This window comes from Haloarcula salinisoli (assembly GCF_019599405.1).
Lineage (GTDB): Archaea > Halobacteriota > Halobacteria > Halobacteriales > Haloarculaceae > Haloarcula > Haloarcula salinisoli.
In genome coordinates this window covers 69,692-92,909 of the sequence record NZ_RKLQ01000007.1, presented here as the reverse complement: position 1 = coordinate 92,909, position 23,218 = coordinate 69,692, and the positions used below count along the sequence as shown (strand labels likewise).

The following is a 23,218-nucleotide window of genomic DNA, read 5'->3' as shown; positions in this document are numbered from 1 at the left end:
ATTAGAACTGAAATCGGGCGTTTCCGACGAGATAATCAGCGGCGTGCAGAACTGCTACGAGACGTACGATTCTTGGGAGGATCGGGACCGAGATCGAGTCGCAACTGCTCTCAGGCACAGTGGCGAACACATCTATGCTCTCGATACCCAGGTCGATGAAGTGGTGGCCTCGGCTCGTGTCCTCACTGATTACAGCTACTATGGGGTCATCTACGACGTCATCGTCAACAAAGCCTATCGTGACGAAGGCCTCGGAAAGCGGGTCGTCAGGTCAGTAGTACAGCATCCTCCTCTGACAGATGTCGAGCTCTTGGCACTGCTCTCGGATGCTGCTGCCGTCGACTACTCGGTCACCCTGGGACCGGTCGGTCGTGTGCTTGAGTTCCCGACGGCCGTCGAACGGCTCGACTATAGGAGTATCGACGCGACACTCACCGTTTCTATTGTGGACGACATAGCCGAGTGGAACGACGATACGTACGAAATCACCGTCTCTGACGGGAACGCGACGGTGACGAGAACTGATACGCGACCGGATATCCAGCTCGATATCGGCACCTTTACCCAGCTTTTCGTCGGGTACGGCGGCGTCGAGCGGGCCAGACTGACCGGGACGTTCGAGGTCTACACCGACGGCGTGGTGGAGACGCTATCGTCGATGTACCCCCAGCGAACACTGTTCTGTCCCGACCGGTTCTAGCCCCCTTACCGCGGGGGCTGTTTCCGTCAGTCGTTGCTGACCGTTGAACGGGGGGTGTCGATGGTGCCGGCGTCCAGTTCCGCCTCGATTTCGCGGGCTGCCGTGACCATGTTCTCCATCTTCTGGTACGCAGCCTCACGCGGGAGCAGTTTCACCCCACAGTCCGGGCTGACAGTCAGCTGCTCCGGTGGGACGACCTCCAGCCCGCGCTTGATGTTCTCCTTTATCTCCTGGACGGATTCGACCTCGGCCCGGTGAGCGTCGAGGACGCCAAACCCGATGTTCTTCGTGAACGACGGGTCTTTGAACACCTCCAGTTGCTCGTAGTTACCGTTGGCCAGTTCGAGGTCGAACTCGTCGACGGGGAACTCCAGCATCTCCGGGTAGATTCGCGAATAGTCCCCATAACAGACGTGCAGACCGATGTAGACGTCATCGGGGAGATCACTGACGATACGTTCCAGACACTCACCGACGATAGCGTAGTCGTCGGGTGTCGTCGCCAGGGCGGCTTCGTCGATCTGGATATACCGAGCCCCTGCATCGACGAGTTTCTGTATCTCGTCGTTGACCAGTTCCGCGACGTCGTATGCCAGTTCGGCGTCGCTCTCGTACACTTCGTTGAAACACCACTTCGCGAGCGTGTACGGCCCGGTAATCGGTACTTTCACCGGCCGGTTCGCGATCGAGCTGGTGAACTCGTACTCGTCGACCAACCAGGTGTCGTCGTACTCCACCTCTGTCCGAACACTTGGTTTATCGAAGTAGTTGTGTCCCCAGACTTTCACCAGGCCGTTGAATTCGTATCCCTCGATTCGTTCGGCGAAGTACTCGATCATCTCGTTGCGCCGCATTTCCCCGTCAGTGACGACGTCGATACCGGCCCGCTCGTGTTCGCCGGTGATGAGGCGAGCGGCGTCGTCTTTGGCTTCCTGCCATTCAGTGGCACCGAACTCCGATTCGGGGTCCTCGTACAGCTCGCGTGCTTTGTTGTGCCACTTGGGCTTTGGGTAGGCCCCGACGATGGTCGTCATCAGGAAGTGGTCGTGTGGATGGTCTGCAGGTCGGAACTGGTCTCTGGTCGACATTACGTCGACACCTCCACGGTGTCGGCAGCTCGTGCAAGCGTCTCCAGTTTGGCCTCACACCGGTTCGTCGGCAGATAGAACAACTCCGTGTTCGGACTCAGGTACACCTGTTCTGGTGTCTCCGCCGCCCGGTCGACGAACTCCCTGCTAGTGTGTCGTACGTCGTCGGCATCTTCCAGCCGCGTGTTCTGTCCGTTCACCACGCCGAGGAGGACTGACTCGGTGAGCCCGTACTCAGAGACGAGCGAGACCGAGTCGGCACGTGACGTGACGAGGTCGAACCCGACACCGTCGACGGAGGCATCCAGCAGCTGCTCGTACACTGTCTCGGAGACGGTCCCCCAGTAGGTGTGTACGAGAACGGACGCGTCGATGGCATCAGCGACGGTCTCGATGGCCTCCCGGACACGGACAGGTTCGTCGGGCTGGTCCACTGCCAGCGACGGTTCGAGGAGAAACACCGTATCCATGTCCGGTAACTCCGCGGCTTCGTCGGCGAGAAACGTCGCCAGCGCTTCGAGGAACCGGTCCTCTCCGTAGAACTCGTCACTGGCCAGCTCGGCGAGCGAATACGGACCGGGCAAGACGCCACCGACCGTGGCGTCAGTCGTCTCCATAGCTTGCTCGACATCTCGGGCCACGTCACCGGTCGGTTCGAGTTCACCTGTGACGACCGGGTCCCGGTAGAAGTTGTTATTGTCGTAGTACCGGACAATCCCTCTGGTTTCGACGTTCTCGGTGACCGAGAGGACGTGCGTGAGCATGTCGTCCCATCGGAGCTGTCCCTCACTCACGAGATCTAATCCAGCATCAGCCTGTGTTTCGACCACATCGGACCGCGCACGGTCGTATGCGGCCACTATCTCACCGCCCTCATCACCAGTGAGCAGATCCTGTTTCTGATGCCCTTTCAACTCAGCGAGCTCTTCCTTAGCCCAGTCTGGGAGCGGGTGCAGACCAGTAGTGGCGGACATGTAATCTATCATGCGATGTGAAATTAAATCAACTGTAGTAATAATAGTTGCCATATTTATTACTGTGTTTTTCCGGAACTTGTCTCGAACGGATATCCGCCAGTGGGAGAGGGGGGCGGTGTTTAGTTAAGCATCAAAAGTGAGGCGGGAGAATTTCTCGGTGGCTCATGCCAGAAATCGTCCGCCTCAGCGGTAGTAGAGACTGAATTGATTTGGACGACGTGTGCTGGATCGGGATCCATTTTGAAGACCACACTGGGCTCCCAGAGGAGTCGGTGTTCCTTGTACGTCCCCTTGCCCATGCCACCGTGATCTTGGTTTGACTCGGTGACCTCGAGTAAGGCAAGTTCACTGAGGAGGCCACGGATAGTGTCCGTGGTGAGGGTATCGGTGCCTTCGGCATCACAGACCTTCTGGTAGATGTCGTAGATTACGGGCGTCCGGCTCTGTTGAAATCCTATTCTTCAGATATATTTTCGTCTGAAACAGCCGGTCGATGAGAGCTGCGAATTTATCATACCCGAAGAGTGATTACTCCCCGGTTCCTATTTATACTATGACCGAAGAACAGGGTCGTATTCTCGGAATCGTCAGTATTATTCTGTCAGTTCTGGCGTTGAGTTATACCGCTCTCTGGTTCGCTGGAATCGTCTGAATACGCCTTACCGGGTCGTTTTTCGATACTTGTAACTTCTGTATTGACCGCTCAGAGTGATCGATCTACATTATGAATGAGACAAGCAATGGTGAGTTCACGGAACTGTTTCCACCATCGTCGTGAGCGGACGAACGCACCGTACTTTCGCTTGAGCGTTGAGTTCACAGTCTCGGATTGACTCCGTTGGCCGTAGAGATCAGCGTTTAAGCGTGCGTTCCATGCCTTATGGAGTGATTTGAACTCACGATGCTTAATCAGTGGCCGAACCTCGTGTTGCCGGGCGAGCCGTCTGATTTTCTGATCGTCGTAGCCTTTGTCTCCGAGGAGAATATCGATACACTCGGGGTTGCTCTTGATTAACGACGGAGCGATCTGGCTATCGTGTTTTCGAGTCGTCGTCACGTGTAGATCGAGAATTGCGTTCACCTTCGCATCGACCAGCAACGTCACTTTGAGTCGGAAGTAACGTCGCTGAGAGGGTCAATATAACACGCCACACAGCCATATCAAGCCGGTTGAACACCTTACAGAGCGTTGAAGCAGTAGGAAGCTCGGTTAGCCCGAGAACACGACGGATGCGTGGCATTTCAATCAGTTCATCAAGCAGACCACGATAGGTCGTGTTCTTCCGAACTTTGAGACACAGCAGAACAACGTGCTGCGGAAGTGTGTAGCGGTGTTTGGAGAACTTTGAGGAGTATTGAGAGACCGCTCGACGTGCCAGATGGATCGCCTTCTCAGTAAACCGGAGAATTTGCGACTTCGGGAGGGGCTTCATCTCGTCGAATTACACGGCGAAGTTGTAATTCTCTGAGGATTTCAACAGAGCCAAAATACTGCAAAACGGTGAACAGGAAATATGAAAACCGAGATTTTGGGACACGATAATCGTGATTGTGGAGTGCTGGTCATTGATGACAACGGCAATGAAAATCGACTAACCATCGAATGGGACGGGACAGTCAGAGAGCATGGTACTGACGACTACCCCCACAAACGAGAGGACCGAACGTTCGAGCAGCAAGTAGTGATGACACAGGTCGAGGAGCGGGCGAAAGTGGCGGCCCAGCGGGAGTTCCCACAGGAGGACATCCTAGAGACGGAGTGGATGCCCGAGGGGGTCCAGCGGGGCGTCGAAGCGCTCCAGACGCTGGACGTAGAGCGGTTCGCCGAGGATTTCGAGCGCTGTTACGATATGGTGACGCACCCGGAACGATTCCCGGGCGTGACACGGAAGACGGCTCAAATTGTCTGGCAGCCGTTCTACATCGACGCGTCGAACACTGTGAATGCTGTGCCCGAGCCAGTGATTCAGTACAAAGAGCGAGGCGAGGTGAAGACGACCGACCCGGAGTCGGCGATGCGAGGCTACGGGGGCGACAAGTTGACGATTTCCCTGCCGCCGATGGTGTTCGACGAGGGCGACTACGAGTTCCCCGACGGCTTCCAGGTGTTCTGTATCGAACACATGTACGCTCAGCTTCGCGATATCTACGAACACATCGGCGAGACGCTGCCGGAAGGCTTCCCGGATATCGATGACGACTTCCCCGGCCGCCCGCTGACGTGTGTCCACCGGGAGTACTACGAGAACTTCTGACCAAACGTTCTTGTCCCGACCGTGCGTTAATTTGCGGAGGAGATGTACTCTCGGGCCCTGGATGACGGTTGAGGTCTGACAGAAGGGGTTCTCGCTTGTAACGCTCGGAGAGTCGATGTTCCGGAGATACCGTTCCTGGTACAGCGGAGGATGCTATCGATAATTAACCAACATTGGCGGTTTCTTTGCCAGCTTGTTGGTTAATTACAATCGAGACGGGAACTCCAGCGAACGGAGCAACAGCTTGGTCACTAGGTAGATCTGAATCAGCCGATTTCAGTATGTATAGCGGATATATTGATTATGGTAAGTTTCTGTTGAATTTTGTGACGCCGGCAGTCACCGCAACCAACAACAGAATATGCGCCCCAGGTATTAAATCATGTAAACTGTATAGCGCTATACGAAATCAGTCCCACCCATATCCCCACTCGTCAAGTTTCTCTCTGACGAGCTCGGGATTCTCTTGAGCGACAGCCATCGCAGCCTCCGTAATATCGGTTTTGTAGACATCCTCCCCGAACTCTTCCTCCATCTGGGTTACGAGGTCGTCGATGCCCGACTCGATGTGGTCTCGGAGGAAAATCGGTCGCTGGGTCCGGCCGTCCTTGACACCATCCCGTGAATGAATATACGGGAGTGAGCGGGTCTGGGAAGAAGCCGTGGAGCCTACCGGACGGTCTGTCCCGGTCGATGCAAGTCCCGTCTCCCTTCCCTTATTATTTGTCTCCAGCTCGGGTTCTTTTTCAGTATCCGCCTCCTCGGAGGCGTCGTCAGCGAAAGGGTCGTCTGCAGAACCCTGTTTCATGCTTCCACCGCCTTCTGTTCGCGAATCTGGCTCGCGAGCTCGTCGAACTTCTCGAGGGTCTCCAGTTCGTGCTCGCGCTCCCGGTCACGGTGTTCCTCGATATAGCGATATGCGGTACATTGCTCGGCCCAACATCCCTCCAGTAATGACGAACGTTCACGGAACCGAATCGGCGTCTCCCAGCCGTCTGCAGTGAGCTGCGCGAGGAATCGGTCCTGGTCGTTCATGCCTTTGTAGCGGTTCGGAACCACTGCAAGCACGCCCACTTCGATGCCGAGCGACTCCTCAAGTCCACCAACGAGCTGATCGAGTCCCTGAACAGATTCGTAGCCCTTGCCGCTGGGCTCGAACGGAATCACCAGATGCCGTGTGGCATGGATGGCGTTGTGTAGCTTGATATCGGCACTCGCTGGCGGGTCGATTATGAGTGTATCATATGTCTCATGAACACCAGCCTCGCGCAACACTCGCAGGAGCTGTTTATTCGGATTCCACGATTCACCGAAGTCGGCAGCTTCCTCCTCCCGCCGGCGGAGATGTTTGGATGCGTATTCGAGGATGTTGTGAGCGGGGACGACGTCGATACCCTCGCTTGTCTTGATGAGGTCGGCGAACTCTCCTCGTGGGCGGTCGATCATGTGCCGGAGGAGACTGTCCGCTTGGTCGTTGTTCCGGTCCCCGGCGACGTCCAATAAGTGTGATAGCGACGCTTCCTGAGTGTCCAGATCTATCGCCAGCACTTTGCGACCCGCCCGTACCTCCGCTTTCGCAAGGTTCGTTGCGAGCGTCGTCTTTCCAACGCCCCCTGCTTCTGAGTACACTGTATAGGCCAGCATACTCAGGTAGTTATTCTCATCAGCTATAAAACTCAGTCAGACAGTATAGCCAAATTTTATAGCTATACGGTATAGCTGGACCGGCCATCCATACGATATAGCTATATCGAACAGCTATATAATGTAGCCAGGCAGATTAACTACGCAGTCCGGCTATCCGGCCTGGTTATAGTATCTATGTATCAAACGGCCTGTCTAGCCAAGCTAGTACGCCAACAGACAGTACCGTTTCAGTAACGCCCAGAGAGCGTGTCTTCACTGGGCACGGTAGTTCTAAACGGAATATCTCATGACGCTTCGACGATGTCCTCGGTGTGTTCCTCGAGAGTCGTTTCGAACGTATTCTGATCTGCATCCTGAACCGCCGACAGAGTTCGCAATGGTGTACGCAGTAGAAAATAAAGCCCACCGAACCCGAAACCGAAGGCAGCCAATCCCATCGTCGGTAGCGGACCCAGCTGTTCGGCCATGACACCACCAAACAGCGACCCGAGTGGGAGGGTGCCAGTCGAGACGGTTCCCTCGACCGCAGACACGCGACCGACCACATCGTCGGGCACAGCCTTCTGGATCAGCGTTTCGACCATCACTGCGTCAACGCCGGCAGCAATCCATGCGAATCCGAACAGTCCAATCGTGACGATAGCTGACGGGTGGAGAACGGCACCGAGCCAGAGGCCAGCCGAGAGCACGTAGCTCGCACCCTTCAACTGGCCGTATGGGAGTTCCTTGAGAGAGGAGGCCAACAGCGAACCGACGAGCCGCCCCATCCCCAGTGCCCCGAGCAGGAGACCGTAGACGCCGGGGCCACCGTAGTGGTTACCAACCGCAGGAAGGATGGCCAGTGTAATACCCACTGCGAAATTGAACACCGTTGCGGTCAACATTATCTCGATAAAGCGTGTCCCTCGGAGGTAGTCGATACCGTACCGGAGCTCGGACACGTATGTCCCAACGACGGAGTCGTCCTCGTCATCGTCAGTTGTGGTCTCACCTGGAACGTGCATACCGAAAAAGAGCGCCCCCGCGATAGCGAAGGTCACAGAGTCGAGCAAGAGGAGAAGCGTCGCGCCAAAGACCGCGATGAAGATACCACCGAGTGCATCGAATAACGTATCCAGACCGACAGTCACCGATGTCAGGGCAGAGTTCCCTTTCGATAACTGGCTGTTGGGAACAAGCCGTGGCAGTAGGGCGGTCCGTGCCGGCGCGACGACAAGCATGTTGAGAGAGAGTGGGGGAATCAGCAAGAGGATAACCCAGACATTGGCGTAGCCGGTAGACAGTGCTGCCACGAGCACCAGGACGAGGCCCCCCTGAAGGAGCTGTGTGCCGACCAACAGCGGTTTAATCGAGACCCGATCGACGAGAGGACCCGCCACGATCTGCAACAGGAACGGCAGGAGCAACAGCGAACTTGCTATGCCGGTCAACGTATTCGAGCCGGTCTGTGTAAAGACGAGCCACATCACGGCGACAGAATAGAGGCTATCCCCGGCATTGGTCACAAACTGACCGAAAAACAGGCGCAGGAACTCCCGGTTTTTCCACAGCGAGTGCGCATCGTCGCCCGACTGCTGATTGTCACTGGACATCACTGAATGGCCTCCTGATGGAACGAATCGGGCGTAGTTATCTGGCCCAGCGACGGGACTAGACCATCGGCGGTGATCCGACCACGCCACGACGGGGACAGACCCCATCGCTCCCGATATAGCTCCCGTTCCTGATCACCAGACATATGTTTCCTACTTCGAGGACGTGATAATCTACAGCGGGGCCTTGACGAGGACGACGCTGTTCCGTACAGTCAGTATAGACGGTCGGACGGGGAGAGCGCCACGACGCCAGGCGAATCCAGTCCGTGTCATCAGAGCGTTACACGTCAACTATTGATTATTTTTACTGTTTCCGTTCAGGGTTGGTTACGCGCCGCCGAACCGATGGCGGCGTGTCCAATCTACTCGGGATTTCATACTCACCAGAGGTTTCGCTGTTGCCCGCTGGTACCAGTAATCCGATAGACATTAGTTCTGATATTTTCTCTCTTAAATCATAATTTTGACTTTTCATAGCTCCGTCTCCTCACCGTCAATCGCTACGACCTCAGAGCATGGTTCTCGCGGTCGCACGAGCTTCGCTTTCCCATCAGAATCGACGAGGACAACCGGAATACGCTGAGAAGCGTTGAGATAGGAGGTCGCACTGATTGAGTATGCACCGATCTTGTCGATAGCGATGTGATCGCCCAAAGAGACCTCCCGAATCGATACGTCCTTGCGAATAATATCGTTACTGATGCACAGTGGACCAGTGATGGTGTACTTCGCTGTTTCTGGCCCCGACGCCGTGAGGTTGTACACCGGAAAGTCCCAATTTTCAGTAATAATATTACTTCCTATATCTAGTACAGTATAGCAAGTGTCCGGACGGTTCTTGATGGCCCCGACCTGGCCGACAGCGCCAAGCGCAGAGGCAATCAGCCGCCGACCCGGTTCAATGTATAGCGTGGGCTCCGGAAAATCGTGGTCAGCCGCGGCTGTTGTCAGTCCCCGGGCCATCTCCTCGACAATCTCTGCTGGTGTGGGTACAGGTTCCTGATACGGTACGGGGAACCCCCCACCCAGGTCGACGACGTCGACGACGGCGCCAGTCTCCGCCCGTATCTTGGCTGCGAAGGCGATCAGTAGTTCCGCTGCGGATTGATACGGTGCTGTGGTCTGCAACTGGCTCCCCAAATGTACCTGAAGGCCACTGAGGCACAGATTGGCATCGCTGACGACCTCAGACACCGTCGCCATAGCTACGTCACTGTCAACGTCGAGCCCGAACTTGGAACTCTCTTTCCCAGTCGCGATTTTGTCCTTTGTGGGGATATTCAACGCAGGGTTCACCCGGATGAGGACATCGACAGTCGACCCCGTCTTGGCAGCGACGTCGCTGACACGCCGTAGTTCGTCACGGTTGTCGACGAGCACCCGATCCACGCCCCATCGCATGGCAGTCGCCAGCTCGGAGCGAGAGCGGTTCATCCCGGTCAACAGGACCGGCCCAGGCGCGTATCCAGCGGCCCTAATCGCTTGGAGTTCACAGCTCGCAAACGCCTCGACCCCACAACCAAGCTTCCGAAAGACCGATAGAATCGCCGGGTTGTAGTTCGCTTTCACCGCATAGAAAATCCGCGAGTCCGGGTAGTGAGTATCGAGCACCGAACGAAGCTGCCGATACTCACGTTCGATATCGGCTGCGAAACAGAAACACAGGGGACTCTCCACTGTCTCCGTAACCCTATCGTGATACTGCTTGAGCCGCTCTCGTCGTTCAGTAGCAGTCAGTTGACTCATCGAGTGTCTCCCCTGTAGTCGGCTAGCCGACTGCCATCGGCCGCATCCAGTCTACCCGAATCAACCCAGCATCTGGTCACCGGCTACACCCCCTGCCAGTAAGTTCTAAGATCGAGTCGACCGTCCCGTCGGACACACCGACAGCGTAATCGTGGACGTTCATAACCGCGTATATATTGTACGGGACGATATCAAGCTGGTCGCCAACGTTAGGGTCGATATCTGCGTTCGAGATGTCCCACATCATGTGTTCGGATGAGCGGTCCGCCATCGAAACGTCGCTGTCCTGGCGCACTCGGAGCTTCTGTGGGGCCCAGGAGACGGATAGACATCCGGAATCGGTGAGTATCCGTCCTGGCGATGGCTTCGAGATGACAGTCGTCCGGAGCTCCATCGCACAGTCCGCGAGGTCGATATCCGGCACCAGGTCCACCATTGCCGTATCGTGAAACAGGTATCGGCCCGGGTTGATTTCCGTGACGACATCTTTCTGGGCCATGTACGGAGCGGTGGCCGTCGTCCCTACACAAACGTCCGGTACGGTCACGCCAGCCTGTATACAGTCGTCCACCGTGCGTTCCACCATCTCCGCGATACTGTCTGCGACATTCCGAAACTCCGCGCGCGAGTCGGTGTGATAGGCCGCCCGATTGTCGTACGTAATCACTCCGCGGAACTGGAGCGACGGAGCAGACGCCACCTGCTTTGCGACCTGAACAGATGGCTCGCCTGGCGGGACACCACCCCTATCGTCGCCGCTATCTATCTCTATGTAGATGCCAAGCCGTTCATCCGTCCCGTCGAGTGCTGCTGTGAGTCGCTCGATGTTTTGCGCGTCGTGGACCGTTACACTGAATCGGGCGGTTCGCTCTAGCAGTGATACCAGCGTCGCTAACTTCTCCTGGCAAATAACGGGACGGACAAGTACGATATCGTCGATACCGTGGTCGACCATCAGACTGGCGCTACTGAGCGTACTGGCCATCACTCCCGTCGCGCCATGCCGGAGCTGGGTAGTGGCTAGTTCTGGACTCCGGTGAACTTTGATATGCGGGCGCACGGTCGTGTCATGGTCCGCCGCAAGTGTATGGTACGCCGAGATGTTGGATTCCAAGGTCTGGGTGTCGACGAGGACAGCCGGTGTAGGGACCGAATCTACTGACGCGCCTGTCTCAGGTAACCACTGAGACTGCAACATGTGAAATCTGTCTTGTAGATATTAAATTAAATATTTTGGTATCTGATAATAAACACGCGGACACGAGACATAGTGTTGGCAATCGTTCCACGGGTCGCTATCAGGACATCAGGTACTCCTCATACCAAATCTGGAATACGAGCGCCCGCCAGAGGGTCAACTTGTGGCTGTCGTCACCGTTGCAAAACTCCCGATAGCGGTTTACGATCCAACTCTCGTCAACAAACTCGATGGGTGCGAACCGCTCCTCGGTGAAACGGCCTGCGAGTGGGCTGTCCGGGGCGGCCATCCAGTTGCCAATCGGCACGCTGAAAGTGCTCTTTTTCCGTTCAAGAATTTCGTCGGGTAAGAGTTGACGGAACGCCTGTTTGAGGATGTGCTTTTTGTTTCCGTCCTTGATAAGATACTCGGGCGGAATCCGTCGACTCTCTTCGACAAGTCGATGGTCGAGGAAGGGAACACGCGCTTCGAGCGAGTGGCTCATAGTTGCCCTGTCGTCTTTTTGCAACAGTCGGTCCGGAAGCCAGTACTCGATATCGAACTGCGTGATATTGTGGAAATTGGACCACGACTCCTTGGTGGTACCCTCCACAAGCGCATCAACGGCACGTGTTTCCATGTTGAGATGCTCCTGGTCGGGTTCTCGATACTTCAGCATCGCCTCGGTCGGGCGCTCTGAGCCGGCAGCGTATAGCTCCCGACGGTACGAGTCGTAGCCGCCGAACAGTTCGTCGGCTCCGGATCCAATCGTCACGACTTTGCTGTCCTGGCTGGCCCGTTCGGCAATGAGTGAGGTGGGGATGATAGCCGGGTCCGCCACCGGGTCACCCATCGTAGCGAATTTCTCCTCTACGAGTGAGGCGTCGCTGAGATCTACCTGATACTCCGTGTGGTCCGTACCGAAGTAGTCAGCGACGGTTCGGGCATGGCCACGTTCGTCGAACTCGGCTGCTTCGAATCCAATCGAGTATGTCTGGACCGGACGGTCCGAATGTCGAGACATGAGACCGACAATCGTGGACGAGTCGAGTCCGCCACTGAGAAACGCCCCGACTGGCATATCCGCGACCATACGTTTCTTCACTGCGTCTTCGAGTAACCCTCGGACCCGGCGGACACAGTCGCGCTCGCTGCGGTCGGTGACCCGGGGTGCCCCTAGTTCCCAGTAGCTGGTCGAGGTAACGCTGTCGCCCTCACACACGAGCAGTGACCCGGGCTCTAACTTCGAGATGCGCTCGAACGGTGTATACGGAGCCGGGATATAGTCAAGGTGCCAAAAATACCCAACCCCAGTTGAGGAGAGCGACGGTTCCGCTGTGACCTCCAGTAGCGAGTCAATCTCCGAGGCGAAGTACAGCCCGTCCGCACGTTCCATGAAGTACAGCGGTTTGATTCCCAGTCTGTCTCGCGCCAGCAGTAATCGGTCGGACCGCTGGTCCCAGATGGCGAACGCGAACATACCATTGAGATGGGTAACAAGGTCCCGGCCGTGTTCTTCGTAAAGATGAACGAGCACTTCGGTATCAGACTCCGACCGGAACGTATGTCCCCGACGCTCAAGCCGCTCTCGTAGCTCCCTGTAGTTGTATATCTCCCCGTTGAATACGACACAGACACTGCGGTCCTCGTTGAAGATTGGCTGATGGCCGCCTGCCACGTCGATAACACTCAACCGGCGAATGCCCAACATAACGTTGTCCGAGACATAGTACCCAGTGTCATCCGGACCCCGATGCTCCAGTCGTCCGGTCATGTCATCGAGAAGCTGCTTGTCGCTAACGTTGTAGCCGCCAGCGATACCACACATAGTGTGTATCAGTGCCAGTCGAGACTATATGTGTTATGATGTTGATTTTCAGTTGATATATAGGTGAGAACCACACTCAGACTGTCAGCAACAGCCACCAGCCCGTAGCTCAAACCGTGTCAACAGGCAGTTTGAGTTCACGTAAAGCTACTGCCCCGACATATTCGACAGAACGTCTCGACCATGTTCTTGCCCTCCGGAGTCAGGATACTTTCGGGGTGATACTGAATCCCGATGTGAGGTTTGGATTCGTGTCGAACACTCATCACAATTCGGTCGCCGTCCCGGTCTGTGTATCCGGTCGCCTCGAGAGACCCGGGAAGTGAATCGGAGTCGACCGCGAGTGAGTGGTACCGGCCGACGCGTATCGAATTCGACAACCCCTCATAGATGCCGTGTCCGTCGTGGGTCACCTCAGAGGGCTTTCCGTGGACGACTTCTGGAGCGTGGCCGACGTCAGCACCTTCGGCAGCACAGAGGGCCTGATGACCGAGGCAGACACCGAGAACCGGATAGTCGGTTTCGGAGAATACCGACATCGAAATGCCCGCCTCCTGGGGCGTTCCTGGCCCTGGCGAGACCACGATACCGTCGGGGTCGAGTTCACGAATCCCTTCGATATCGATAGCGTCGTTCCGGTAGACCTCGATTTCTTCGGCTGACTCACCAACATACTGGACGAGATTGTACGCGAACGAATCGTAGTTGTCAATGACCAGAATCATGATTCTGTATCGACTTTGAGTTCGATGTCACTATCGAGTGCAGTGTTGATGGCATTGATGAGAGCACGACCTTTGTCGAGCGTCTCATGGAACTCCTTGACGGGTTGGGAATCGTGGACGATACCAGCACCGACACGCAGGTAATAGGTGTCGTTCCGCTGGACCAGGGTCCGGATAGTCATGTTCAGTGTCGCCTGTTCGTCAAATCCGATAATGCCGATACTACCAGTGTAGGGCCCCCTCCGAGCTGTCTCGACATCGTCGATGATGTCCATCGTCTTTGGTTTCGGAGCCCCGGTAATCGTTCCGCCCGGGAAGACGGCGGCGATAGCATCCGGAATCGACTTGTCGGGTTTTCGGGTCCCCTCCACGACTGAAACCGTATGCATTACCTCAGAGTACCGGTCGATACGTCGGTAATCTGTCACATCGACCGAGCCGAACTCCGAGACCTTCCCGAGGTCGTTTCGTTCCAAATCGACCAGCATCGCGTGTTCGGCATGCTCTTTCTCGTCCGAGAGCAGGTCCTCCTCGAGTCGCTCCTCCTCTTCTTCGGTCTCTCCTCGAGGGCGGGTCCCCGCGATCGGTTCCGTGAGTAATTTCCGATCATCGCATTCGAGGAGTAACTCCGGGCTCGTGCTGATAAGGTCGACTCCCGGGAACTCAAGCAGTGCGGAGTACGGTGCCGGATTGACCTCCCGCAGAGCCGAGAACACTCTCGCAGGATGAACAGCCTTGGGTCCAGAGATACGCTGTGATATGTTTGCCTGGAACGTATCACCATCTCGGATGTACTGTTTCACCTGTTTTATGCGCTCGCTATACTCGGTCTTGTCAGCGTTCGTTTGAAACGTGACGGGGCCATCTGATTCCACCTGTTCGATCGCCTCGCTTCCGTCGTAGATCTCCCGAACGAATGCCAGCAACCGGTCGTGGGCGGCCTCGTAAACCGAGCCCGGATCATCATCCTGAGTGACGGTCGGACAACAGGTCAATCGTAGTTCCGTACGGTCTCCGGTGCGGGGCTCTTCCCACGCCGCCAGCATATCATAAACGCCAAATTGGATACGTGGTAGTCGACGAACATCCGATGTCGTGTCAGAAATGTCCTCCAGCTCACGGGCTACATCGTACGATATCCATCCAAACGCCCCACAGGGATACGGGACATCACAGTCGCCCCGCACCAAGCGCTCGTTCGAAAGAAGCTTCTCGAGACGCTCGAATGAACCGGCCTCGCCGTTTGGCTGGGTGACCCAGTACGCTGGCTCAATACCGAAATAGCCCCACCCGCTCTGGCCGCCGGTCGTCTCGTAATAGATTCCTTCTGACTCGTTCCGTGCCCGCTGATATGCCAGGTATGGGTCCTCGACACTAGTCCGGAGTTCGACCGGAATCCGACCCTCCCCCTCCATGTCCGACGCCACCGATACGAAATCCTCCTTGGTCGTGACTGTAGTGACACGATTGGACGATGTGATCTCCATAGGCTGGTTCACCTATCAAGAGAAAGTTTCGATTGCTTATTAATAAATGTTTATATGAGTGCGAATGTAACCAAATATCCAGACGGGAGAGCGTCCTATTCCTCCCAGAAAATAAACCCTCGAACAGCGCACCGGCCCGGTACCGAAAAATGAAACGTGGGGCCATTCGGCCGCGAGAAGGGGTCAGCACTTACTAACTTACTGCCATGAGTCATCTAGATTTGGTCGTTTGACCGACCGGTGGTGAAAACACATCTCTCGTTGATGCCACGGAATGATGGGCCGGCATGTACCCAGCAGCGTATCGGATTTAATGATACGCCCTTAGTCCGTCTCACATTTGAGCCACTGGTAGTGAATTCGCGAGTTATAGAGACACATTCGAATTGATAAGAAAGACGCGGCGAGACCGAACAACTGTAACCGGTCCCGTGAACCGACTGTTCACCACGGATTGTGAGTTATCAGTCCCCCTTGGAGATTAGGTAGTGGCCTCTACGGAGTCTGATACAACTTCCCACTCACCGGGGGAAATTCTATGCCCGTCGAAGTCGCCCGCCTCGGGATAGGCCGTCGTCACCAGACACTCCGTCCGGCCCTCGAGGTAGGTAACCAAAGTGTGGAGATTATCACTAGCCAGTCCGTCGACCTCGTCTAGGAGTATATACGGTACCCGCTCGGCGACGTCGAAGGCCTCGAATCCTGCCAATGCGACCATGAAGCCAACGAGTTCTACCTCACCCTCGGAGAGATGCTCGACAGTTATCTCCCGACTGTCTCGAGAGATGACCAACTCAAGTCGCTCCGTCTGACCTGTCTCGGCGTCAGTATACTTCTCAAGGCGGGCGGTCTCGAAGCTGGGGTCAAACATGTCAACAACCTCTGCCAGCGCCTCGTCGAAAGCGGCGATCACCTCGTCGATTATCCGCTCCCGGCGAGAGCGTAAGGACTCGATGTCGTCGTCGATGGATTCGATCTGTTCCGACAACGTATCGCGCTTTGTGGCCTCCTCCTCCAGTGACTGACGCTCTTCGCGCAGCGTCTCCAGTTCCGCCTCTGTCCGGGCCAGTTCCCGTTCTAACTCTCGCTGCCTGTCGTCTTGCTGCTGGTTTTTGGCCTCAAGCGACTCGACGCGTTCAGAAAGTTCGCTCAGTTCAGTCTGGGCCGTCTCGAGTTCGGCTCGATCCTCCGTGAGTTTGTTCTCGAGCGATGAGATCTCTTGTTCGAGTGTGTCTTTGCGGCGCTGTTTCCGTGTTATTTCGGCCTGCTGGTCCTCAAGCTCAGCAATCGTGTTCCGAAGTTCGGACCGGCGGTCGCGGCGGGTCAGAATCTGCTCACTCAACGCCTCCATCCGCTCTTCAATATCTTCACGGGTCGTCTCGCTCCCACAGATCCAACAGGACAATCGGTCCTCGGTCAACTGGGTTCCAACCTCCGTGACGAGATTGAGATGATTTCCGTCAAGAACGCTCTCGTTTGCGTTGTACAACGCCTCCAGCGTCTCTATCTCGCTGTCCAGTTGCTGGCGCTCTGCTTGCTTTGCCTCGATATCCGCCTGTAGTCCCTGAACCGATGGAACCGAAAGGTCCTCCAGAGTGGCTCGCTTGTCCTGAATCTGTGACGTAATCGAGGAGGTCTTCTGTTCTAGCCGATCCACCCGCTTTTTGAACTGTTCCCGCTCCCGACGTGCCTTTTTGAGCGACTCTCTCAGCTCCGCCTGATTTCCGTCGGTCTCCTGGTCACCTTCCAGGTCCCCGATATCGGACTCCAGCTGGTCACGTTCGTCCTCTAATTCGCTGATTCGTTCCGTCTTCGCTGGGAGTTGCTTCGCTGCCTTTTCCGCCGTCGAGAGTTCCCTCTGAAGATCTTCGCGCTCTGCCTGCAGAGAGCGAATTTCCGCTCTGATATTCTCCTCCTCTAGGGGCCGGATCAGCGACGGCGTGAGGTCGTTGTTGTTCCTGACCGCAGTTCGTATTGGATTTTCACCATGGAGAAATGCGAAGAGTTCCGCACAGAGTCGGTCCTGATCGTTGGTCAGGTACGGCTCTCCGCTTTGGACCACACGGTCCCCTCTCCGCGTGAGCGTGACCTCATAGGTCTCATCGGCGTCCGTTACAGTGAGCGTTACCGCTCCTTCCGACTCTCCCTCAGTCAGTGTCGACGTATCAATTTCGCCACCCAATACGGTCCGTATGGCCGTAAGCAGCGATGACTTCCCCTCCCAATTACTGGCCTGGATAACGTTCAACCCCGGACGTAGCGTCGCTTCTCCGGAATAAATGCCAGCGATTTGGCAGATGTCGAATTCCCACATATCTCAAGGGAATTGCGTGCTATGCTTAAAAATTCAGGGGTATCCCAATACAAAGACCGCTCGGAAACTTTTTATATTAAGCTATAGTTTGAGATAAATATAATGCAGGCGAAGGTTCGTGGCAAGCCCTCCATTAATTGATAAATATTGGACACTATGAAGATAAATATACTTGATAACAGAAGTGAGTCATACTTCGAAAACCAGTTTGGGACACTGGGTCTACTCGCAATAACTCACGTTCAAACACCGATAGAAGAGCTTCTAAACGAGTATGCGATACAATTCACCGAATACGATACGGTCTCGATCGACGGACAAATACTGGACATCTACTATATCTCGAATTTTGACTCCTCCGGGAAAATTGAACAATTTCTGTCCTCTCAACCGGCGTCCTCGTCTGAGGCAACGGGGTGTGGTGACGACGCCAGTACTCAGGACCTCTATTTCCTTGACCTGGGTCACCGCTCCCTGTCTGGGTCCGACGGTTCAGGGACCTATCTCTACTACGTATTCAACACCCCACCGGACAGGGTAGCAATCCGCAGCGTCCAAGATCTGCTGGAACTCCAGCATGAATTTCGGTTCGGTGAGCTCGCGCCCGTGTACAAATGTACGGACTGTTCTGAAACCGTCCACTGGCTGTCCGTGTGTAACGGCACAGAGACAGATGATATCTTGTTATCGAACATCGAGAGTCTTGTCCGAAACAAACGGTGTGGCTGTACAGAGTCATGAAGCCCATTCACTGAATCGATGGGACACTGGTAGCTCTCCCGATGGCAAAATGACTCCACCATTATAATGTATATATTCAAATGTAAAATTATCGTAATTTTTCCAATGTTTCTTAACGAATAACGCCTAATTCGTGAGTTAATGGGGAAACATTGTTGTAAGGTCGGTCGGGTCATAGCGGATTATGGACTTGAGCCACCGGGTCACTCGACTGGGAATCTAGATGCGTATTTAGTTAATAAATGGAAAGGAGCTGGTGAACAAGAGGCAGTCGGTTACAGACAGCTATCCGAGTGGTTCAATAAGAGATTACTGCGACGAGTGTATCAGCGTCACGGCCGGTCGGATATCGATCTCCGTATCGACTCCGAGTATCAGACGCTATCAGGTGACGAGATCGCCCCTCACAGGGTAGAAGAGCTCCTTGCCGATTTATCTGCAGACGGGATCGACGGCGAACAGCTGCAAGGGGAATTCGTCTCAAAGAGCACGATGGCCAGACACCTCAAAGGCTGCTTAGATGGCTCGAAAGAGACCCCGCCGACCGACAGTTCCAGCGAGTGGGAACAAGACCAGATTGAAATCAGCAAGGATATTCTCCAAGATAAGATCGAAGAGTCGTTGAGAACCCTAGAAAACAAGGGCAAGATTGCCGGGGCAAGCGAGGCAGATGTTATGATTTCGATTACGATGACCTGTCCCGAGTGCCCTACCCGTGTTTCGCTTGCTGACGCCCTGGATAGGGGGTACGTCTGTGAGCACATCGCCCCTGCCGAGGACTGAGTCTGTAACTGCGACCCTATCAGTGACAGATAGCGGCGGGCCGATTATCTCCACTGTACAGCGGAAATACAGTATGTACGAAGCTTAGATTACCCCACCGGAGAGACAGTGCGGTTGTCGAACCGGTTAGTTGTTTCCAATAAATATATTAGTGATTAAGCGTTTGAAATTTGTATGAAATCCCCCAGTTACGACGTCGTCGGTATCGGTATCGGACCGTCTAATCTGGCGTTGGCAGCCCTACTCAATGAGACCGAAGAGCCGGTTGACGCGCTGTTTCTCGAACAGAAATCCTCCTTTGGGTGGCACGAGGACATGCTCATCGAGGGAACCGCCCTCATGAGTTCAATCCTTGGTGATATGGTCACACCGGTCGACCCGACCAACTCACACAGCTTTCTGAACTATCTCCATGAACAGGGTCGCTTTCAGGAATTTCACAACTATGACAACCCAAAGATACCCCGCCGTGAGTTCAACAACTACTGCAAGTGGGTGGCAGAGCGTGTAGACAACTGTGAATTCAGCCGTCGCGTCGAGTCGGTTACAGATAATGGCTCCGGATTCGAGATACAGGCGACCGACCCGGAAACCGGGGAGATGGAAACGTATCACAGTTCAAATATCGTTCTGGGTGTCGGTATGAAGCCATACGTTCCGGAGTCGCTTCGCGGCCATCCGAAAGAGGATGTGTTCCACAGCTCGGTGTATTTGTCCCAGCGAGACCGATGTCTGGATGCGGATAGCATCACCGTCGTCGGATCGGGCCAGTCGGCTGCGGAAATCGTGCTGGACCTGTTGCGGAAACAGCCCGACAACGAGTACCGCCTCGACTGGTTCACCCGCTCGGACGGCTTTTACCCAGTAGACCCATCGGATCTGACTCGTGAAATACGGACACCTGACTACATCGACTACTTCCACGACTTGCCCCAGGAGACCAGCGAAGAGCGCGTCGAGCAACAGGACCTCCTGTACAAAGGGATATCCCCCGCGACGAGTGCAGCCATCTATGATACGCTGTATCACCACTCGATAGAGGATGACCCGACGTTCGGGATGCTCGCCAAGACCGAGGTTCAGTCCCTCGAGGATGGCCCTTCGGGGGCGTACCGACTCAAATGCCAGCAACGCGAAGAAGATGAACGGTTCTACCACGATAGCGAGGTTGTCATCCTCGGTACCGGTTACAATCGTCCCATCCCGGAGTTTCTGGACCCCCTGCATGAGCACATCGAGTTTGCGGGGGAGAACCAATTCGAGATCGGTGAGAACTTCGAAGTCGGGACGACGGGTCTGGATGGCTCCATCTTTGCACAGAACCGCGGCTTCCACGAACACGGTTTCAACACAGCCGATCTCTCTATCAGCCCGTATCAGGGCGCCAAGATAATCAACGAGGTCGTCGGTGAGGAGGTCTACTCGGTCGGAGAGGGAGACCGTTTCCAGAGTTTCGGTACCGACCAGTTCCTCGAACAGTCCCCGAACAGTCGTGAACTGGAACGTCCGATAACCGACGACTGAGGGTCGGCGCCGGGCGTCACGAATCGGGGGAATCGTAGTGGGTTGACTCGACGTATTCGTCGAACGCCGTCCGAAGGGCCTCTATCTGTTCGCAGTTTCCGAGATGGGTCCCATCGACCTTCTCTATCGGGCGAATCTCCCACGTTGTATTGGTCAGACAGGCGCCATCGGCCGCCCTGAGGTCGGCAGGCGTATAGGACCCAACCTCGATTTCTATCCCCAGTTGGGCTGCGAGCTCTTTGACGACAGCACGAGTAATGCCTGGGAGGACCGGCCCGTCGAGCGTCGGGGTGTGCAGGCGGCCGTCGCGGGAGAAAATGAGATTACTCGTCGCGCCTTCGGAGAGTCGCCCGTTGGCATCAGTCATGACTGTCTCGTCGGCGCCCGACTCGCAACGTGCCAGGATTCCGTTCAGGTAATTGTGGGTTTTTGCGGCTGCGGGGATGGCGTCGTCGGCCACCCTGGCAGTGTCGACGATTTCAACCGACGCCGGTCCGTCCCAGACAGGGTGTCCCTCTGTCCCGCCCCTGGGGAGCTCAGAGACGATGATTACCAGCGTCTGCTCTGGGTCAGAAGGCGGCGAGAGCTTCCCCGAATGAATGCCTCTCGTCACGGAGAGTCTGATGTAGGCCTCGGACAGGTCGTTGGCCGCGAGCGTCTCCAGCGTCTTCGAGTGCAGGAACTCATCGCTGTATCCGGGCTCGAAACCGAGCAGCTCACAGCTGCGGTGCAGCCTCGCTACGTGCCGGTCCCATTCGAATGGCTGGCCGTCGTACGCCCGCAACGTCTCGAAAACCGCGTCACCGTATTTGAACCCTCGGTCCTGGACAGAAACTGTGGCTTCGGACGCGGGCACCAGCTCACCGTTGACACAGTATAGCATCTCGCTCATGACACTCTCCTCCTCGTATGTGGGGTCAACAGCGTGTTAGTACGAACCAGCACACACACCCGTATGTCCTCGCCCCACCAATCGCTTTTGTTTCCGTTATAGTTCATCTCGAATAAAAACTCATCAAGACGGACTACAGCAGGCCACTGTCAGGGACTTCGTCGACGAACTCGAACTCGCGGGGCCGCTTGTGATCCTCAAGTTCGTCGCTATCGACGCAGAACTGCTCGAGTTCCTCGGCGGTTACAGCGGAGTCGTCGACCCGTACAAACGCCTTCGGAACTTCGCCGAACTCGTCGTGCTCGACACCGACAACGGAGCTTTGCTGGACAGACGGATGAGTAAGCAAGACTGATTCTACGTTCTCGGGGTAGATGTTCTCCCCCACGAACTTAATCCGGTTGTCCAGACGGCCGGTCAGCTTATAGTAGCCCGAACCTGTTTCCACACAGCCATCACCGCTAAAGTACCAGCCGTCCTCGATCTCTTCGGCGGCGTCCTTGTGGTCGCTCCAGTACCCGTCGAAGGCGCCAGGAGAGTCACTCCGGACGATAAACTCGCCCTCTTCGCCAGGCTCGACTTCGGCAGTCGGGTCGCGGGAGCCGATCTCGACGAGTCGGATGTCAGGCGTGTCAGCGTAGCCGAACAGTTGGTGGTCATCCTTGTTCCTCAGGTTCACCTTGGAGTATGGCGGATATATTTCACTCATCCCATAGGTGTTGTAGATGTAATCCGGGTCGATTATCTCCTTGATATCAGCGAATAGATCGGTCCCGATGGGTGCCGAGGAAGAGACAACGAACTCGACTGATTCGAAACAGTCACTCGGGTCAATGTCAGCCTCTTGGGCAGCCCCGAGCAGGTGTTCGTACATCACCGGAATCTCGTGGAGCATTGTCACCTCCTCTCTCTGAATCAGCTCGAGACAGAGCTCGGGGTTGATTTCACGCATCGGAATGTAGGTCCCACCCGCTGCGATTACCGTGAGGAGATTGGCGTGGAACCCGATTGTGTGACAGATGGGGATTTCGCCGAGCATCGTTTCCTCGTCGAAGGGCTCCTGACTCAGGAGATGGAGGAAGACCCGGTTGACTCCGACACGGTGTGTGATTTCGACGCCCTTGGGTTTGCCAGTTGTCCCGGAGCTGTACTGAATTACGCTGAGGTCGTCCGGATCGACAGTGACATGGATCGGCTCGTCAGTCGGCTGTTTGAGATCCTCGTAGCTGTAGATGTCTGAAGCCGGAGGCTCAGTCGCACTGACGAACGTATCACAGGTCAGTTCTTCACGGAGTGCCAGCACGTGGTCTTCGATCGAGTCGCCAAAGACGAGAACTTCTGGCTTCGAGTCCGTGACGAAGTGGCGGAATTTCGACTTGCTGACCCGCGGGTCAAACGGTACCGCCACGGCCCCGAGTCGCTGGATAGCGAGTGCAAGGAGGATGTGTTTCGGGACGTTGGGTAGGGAGATGGCTACCCTGTCGCCTTTCTCGACGCCAATATTACGTAGCCCAGCTGCGATATCGGTGACCTCACTGTCTACGTCAGCGTAGGTGAGCCGGTCGCCCGACTGGGGATCTACGATAGCGGTCTTCTCTGGACTCCGCCGCACAGTGTTCTTAAATAGATAGTCGACACTCCACATTGTGACCTGTACTTTCGGCAGGGAGAATAAAAAAATTATCCAATACTATTTCGTATTTATCTGGTCAGGAATCCTGTGTGTCCCGAAGCCGAGC

19 protein-coding genes and 1 pseudogene are annotated in these 23,218 nt (G+C 55.6%); 5 read left to right on the top strand and 15 right to left on the bottom strand.

Features of this window, described 5'->3' with window-relative positions; genetic code table 11:
* The first annotated feature begins 43 nt into the window (after positions 1-43).
* Positions 44-700, top strand: coding sequence for a GNAT family N-acetyltransferase (locus EGD98_RS20600; RefSeq protein ID WP_220590240.1), 657 nt, complete (start codon positions 44-46; stop codon positions 698-700).
* Between the two features lie 26 nt (positions 701-726).
* Here the strand turns inward: EGD98_RS20600 and EGD98_RS20595 are convergent, their stop codons facing one another.
* The 4 genes and pseudogenes from EGD98_RS20595 to EGD98_RS20580 form a co-directional block, all read right to left on the bottom strand.
* Positions 727-1,788, bottom strand: coding sequence for a methionine synthase (locus tag EGD98_RS20595; protein WP_220590239.1), 1,062 nt, complete (start codon positions 1,786-1,788; stop codon positions 727-729).
* Positions 1,788-2,774 (bottom strand): 5-methyltetrahydropteroyltriglutamate--homocysteine methyltransferase, encoded by a 987-nt coding sequence (locus tag EGD98_RS20590; protein WP_220590238.1) that lies wholly within the window; start codon positions 2,772-2,774, stop codon positions 1,788-1,790. The genes EGD98_RS20595 and EGD98_RS20590 overlap by 1 nt, the downstream gene beginning before the upstream one ends.
* A 110-nt stretch (positions 2,775-2,884) precedes the next feature.
* A complete protein-coding gene (locus EGD98_RS20585) occupies positions 2,885-3,223 on the bottom strand; it encodes a hypothetical protein (protein ID WP_328763434.1) in 339 nt (112 codons plus the stop codon).
* A 245-nt stretch (positions 3,224-3,468) separates the two neighbouring features.
* A pseudogene (locus tag EGD98_RS20580) lies at positions 3,469-4,198 on the bottom strand (transposase).
* 81 nt (positions 4,199-4,279) lie between these two features.
* Here EGD98_RS20580 and EGD98_RS20575 point away from each other — a divergent pair.
* Positions 4,280-5,020 (top strand): DUF7958 family protein, encoded by a 741-nt coding sequence (locus EGD98_RS20575; protein ID WP_220590237.1) that lies wholly within the window; start codon positions 4,280-4,282, stop codon positions 5,018-5,020.
* A gap of 409 nt (positions 5,021-5,429) precedes the next feature.
* Here the strand turns inward: EGD98_RS20575 and EGD98_RS20570 are convergent, their stop codons facing one another.
* The 9 genes from EGD98_RS20570 to EGD98_RS20530 form a co-directional block, all read right to left on the bottom strand.
* Complete coding sequence (locus tag EGD98_RS20570; protein ID WP_220590236.1) at positions 5,430-5,828, bottom strand: DUF7970 domain-containing protein; 399 nt, start codon at positions 5,826-5,828, stop codon at positions 5,430-5,432.
* A complete protein-coding gene (locus EGD98_RS20565; protein ID WP_220590235.1) occupies positions 5,825-6,664 on the bottom strand; it encodes a ParA family protein in 840 nt (279 codons plus the stop codon). The genes EGD98_RS20570 and EGD98_RS20565 overlap by 4 nt, the downstream gene beginning before the upstream one ends.
* Positions 6,665-6,951: 287 nt before the next feature.
* Entirely contained in the window at positions 6,952-8,259 is a 1,308-nt protein-coding gene (locus EGD98_RS20560; protein WP_220590254.1) for an MFS transporter, read from the bottom strand.
* 474 nt (positions 8,260-8,733) lie between these two features.
* The gene (locus EGD98_RS20555; RefSeq protein ID WP_220590234.1) at positions 8,734-10,008 is read right to left on the bottom strand and encodes a diaminopimelate decarboxylase family protein; all 1,275 of its coding nucleotides are present in this window, start codon (positions 10,006-10,008) and stop codon (positions 8,734-8,736) included.
* A gap of 76 nt (positions 10,009-10,084) precedes the next feature.
* Entirely contained in the window at positions 10,085-11,206 is a 1,122-nt protein-coding gene (locus EGD98_RS20550; RefSeq protein WP_220590233.1) for an alanine racemase, read from the bottom strand.
* Between the two features lie 100 nt (positions 11,207-11,306).
* The gene (gene asnB / locus EGD98_RS20545; RefSeq protein ID WP_220590232.1) at positions 11,307-13,013 is read right to left on the bottom strand and encodes an asparagine synthase (glutamine-hydrolyzing); all 1,707 of its coding nucleotides are present in this window, start codon (positions 13,011-13,013) and stop codon (positions 11,307-11,309) included.
* Between the two features lie 137 nt (positions 13,014-13,150).
* The gene (locus EGD98_RS20540) at positions 13,151-13,738 is read right to left on the bottom strand and encodes an anthranilate synthase component II (RefSeq protein WP_220590231.1); all 588 of its coding nucleotides are present in this window, start codon (positions 13,736-13,738) and stop codon (positions 13,151-13,153) included.
* Positions 13,735-15,225, bottom strand: coding sequence for an anthranilate synthase component I family protein (locus EGD98_RS20535; protein WP_425433358.1), 1,491 nt, complete (start codon positions 15,223-15,225; stop codon positions 13,735-13,737). The genes EGD98_RS20540 and EGD98_RS20535 overlap by 4 nt, the downstream gene beginning before the upstream one ends.
* A gap of 481 nt (positions 15,226-15,706) precedes the next feature.
* Positions 15,707-17,539: an archaea-specific SMC-related protein gene (locus tag EGD98_RS20530; RefSeq protein WP_220590230.1), complete on the bottom strand. Its 1,833-nt coding sequence runs from the start codon at positions 17,537-17,539 to the stop codon at positions 15,707-15,709.
* A 156-nt stretch (positions 17,540-17,695) separates the two neighbouring features.
* On the opposite strand from EGD98_RS20530, the gene EGD98_RS20525 reads away from it, so the two are divergent.
* The 3 genes from EGD98_RS20525 to EGD98_RS20515 all read left to right on the top strand — a co-directional run bounded on the left by EGD98_RS20525 (position 17,696) and on the right by EGD98_RS20515 (position 20,587).
* The gene (locus EGD98_RS20525) at positions 17,696-18,280 is read left to right on the top strand and encodes a hypothetical protein (protein ID WP_220590229.1); all 585 of its coding nucleotides are present in this window, start codon (positions 17,696-17,698) and stop codon (positions 18,278-18,280) included.
* A gap of 141 nt (positions 18,281-18,421) precedes the next feature.
* Entirely contained in the window at positions 18,422-19,063 is a 642-nt protein-coding gene (gene rdfA / locus EGD98_RS20520) for a rod-determining factor RdfA (RefSeq protein WP_220590228.1), read from the top strand.
* Between the two features lie 174 nt (positions 19,064-19,237).
* Positions 19,238-20,587, top strand: coding sequence for a lysine N(6)-hydroxylase/L-ornithine N(5)-oxygenase family protein (locus EGD98_RS20515; RefSeq protein ID WP_220590227.1), 1,350 nt, complete (start codon positions 19,238-19,240; stop codon positions 20,585-20,587).
* Between the two features lie 16 nt (positions 20,588-20,603).
* Here EGD98_RS20515 and EGD98_RS20510 read toward each other — a convergent pair whose 3' ends face one another.
* Both EGD98_RS20510 and EGD98_RS20505 read right to left on the bottom strand, forming a co-directional pair.
* A complete protein-coding gene (locus tag EGD98_RS20510) occupies positions 20,604-21,479 on the bottom strand; it encodes an aminotransferase class IV (RefSeq protein WP_236039709.1) in 876 nt (291 codons plus the stop codon).
* Between the two features lie 133 nt (positions 21,480-21,612).
* Positions 21,613-23,124, bottom strand: coding sequence for a class I adenylate-forming enzyme family protein (locus EGD98_RS20505; protein WP_220590226.1), 1,512 nt, complete (start codon positions 23,122-23,124; stop codon positions 21,613-21,615).
* Positions 23,125-23,218: the final 94 nt, after the last annotated feature.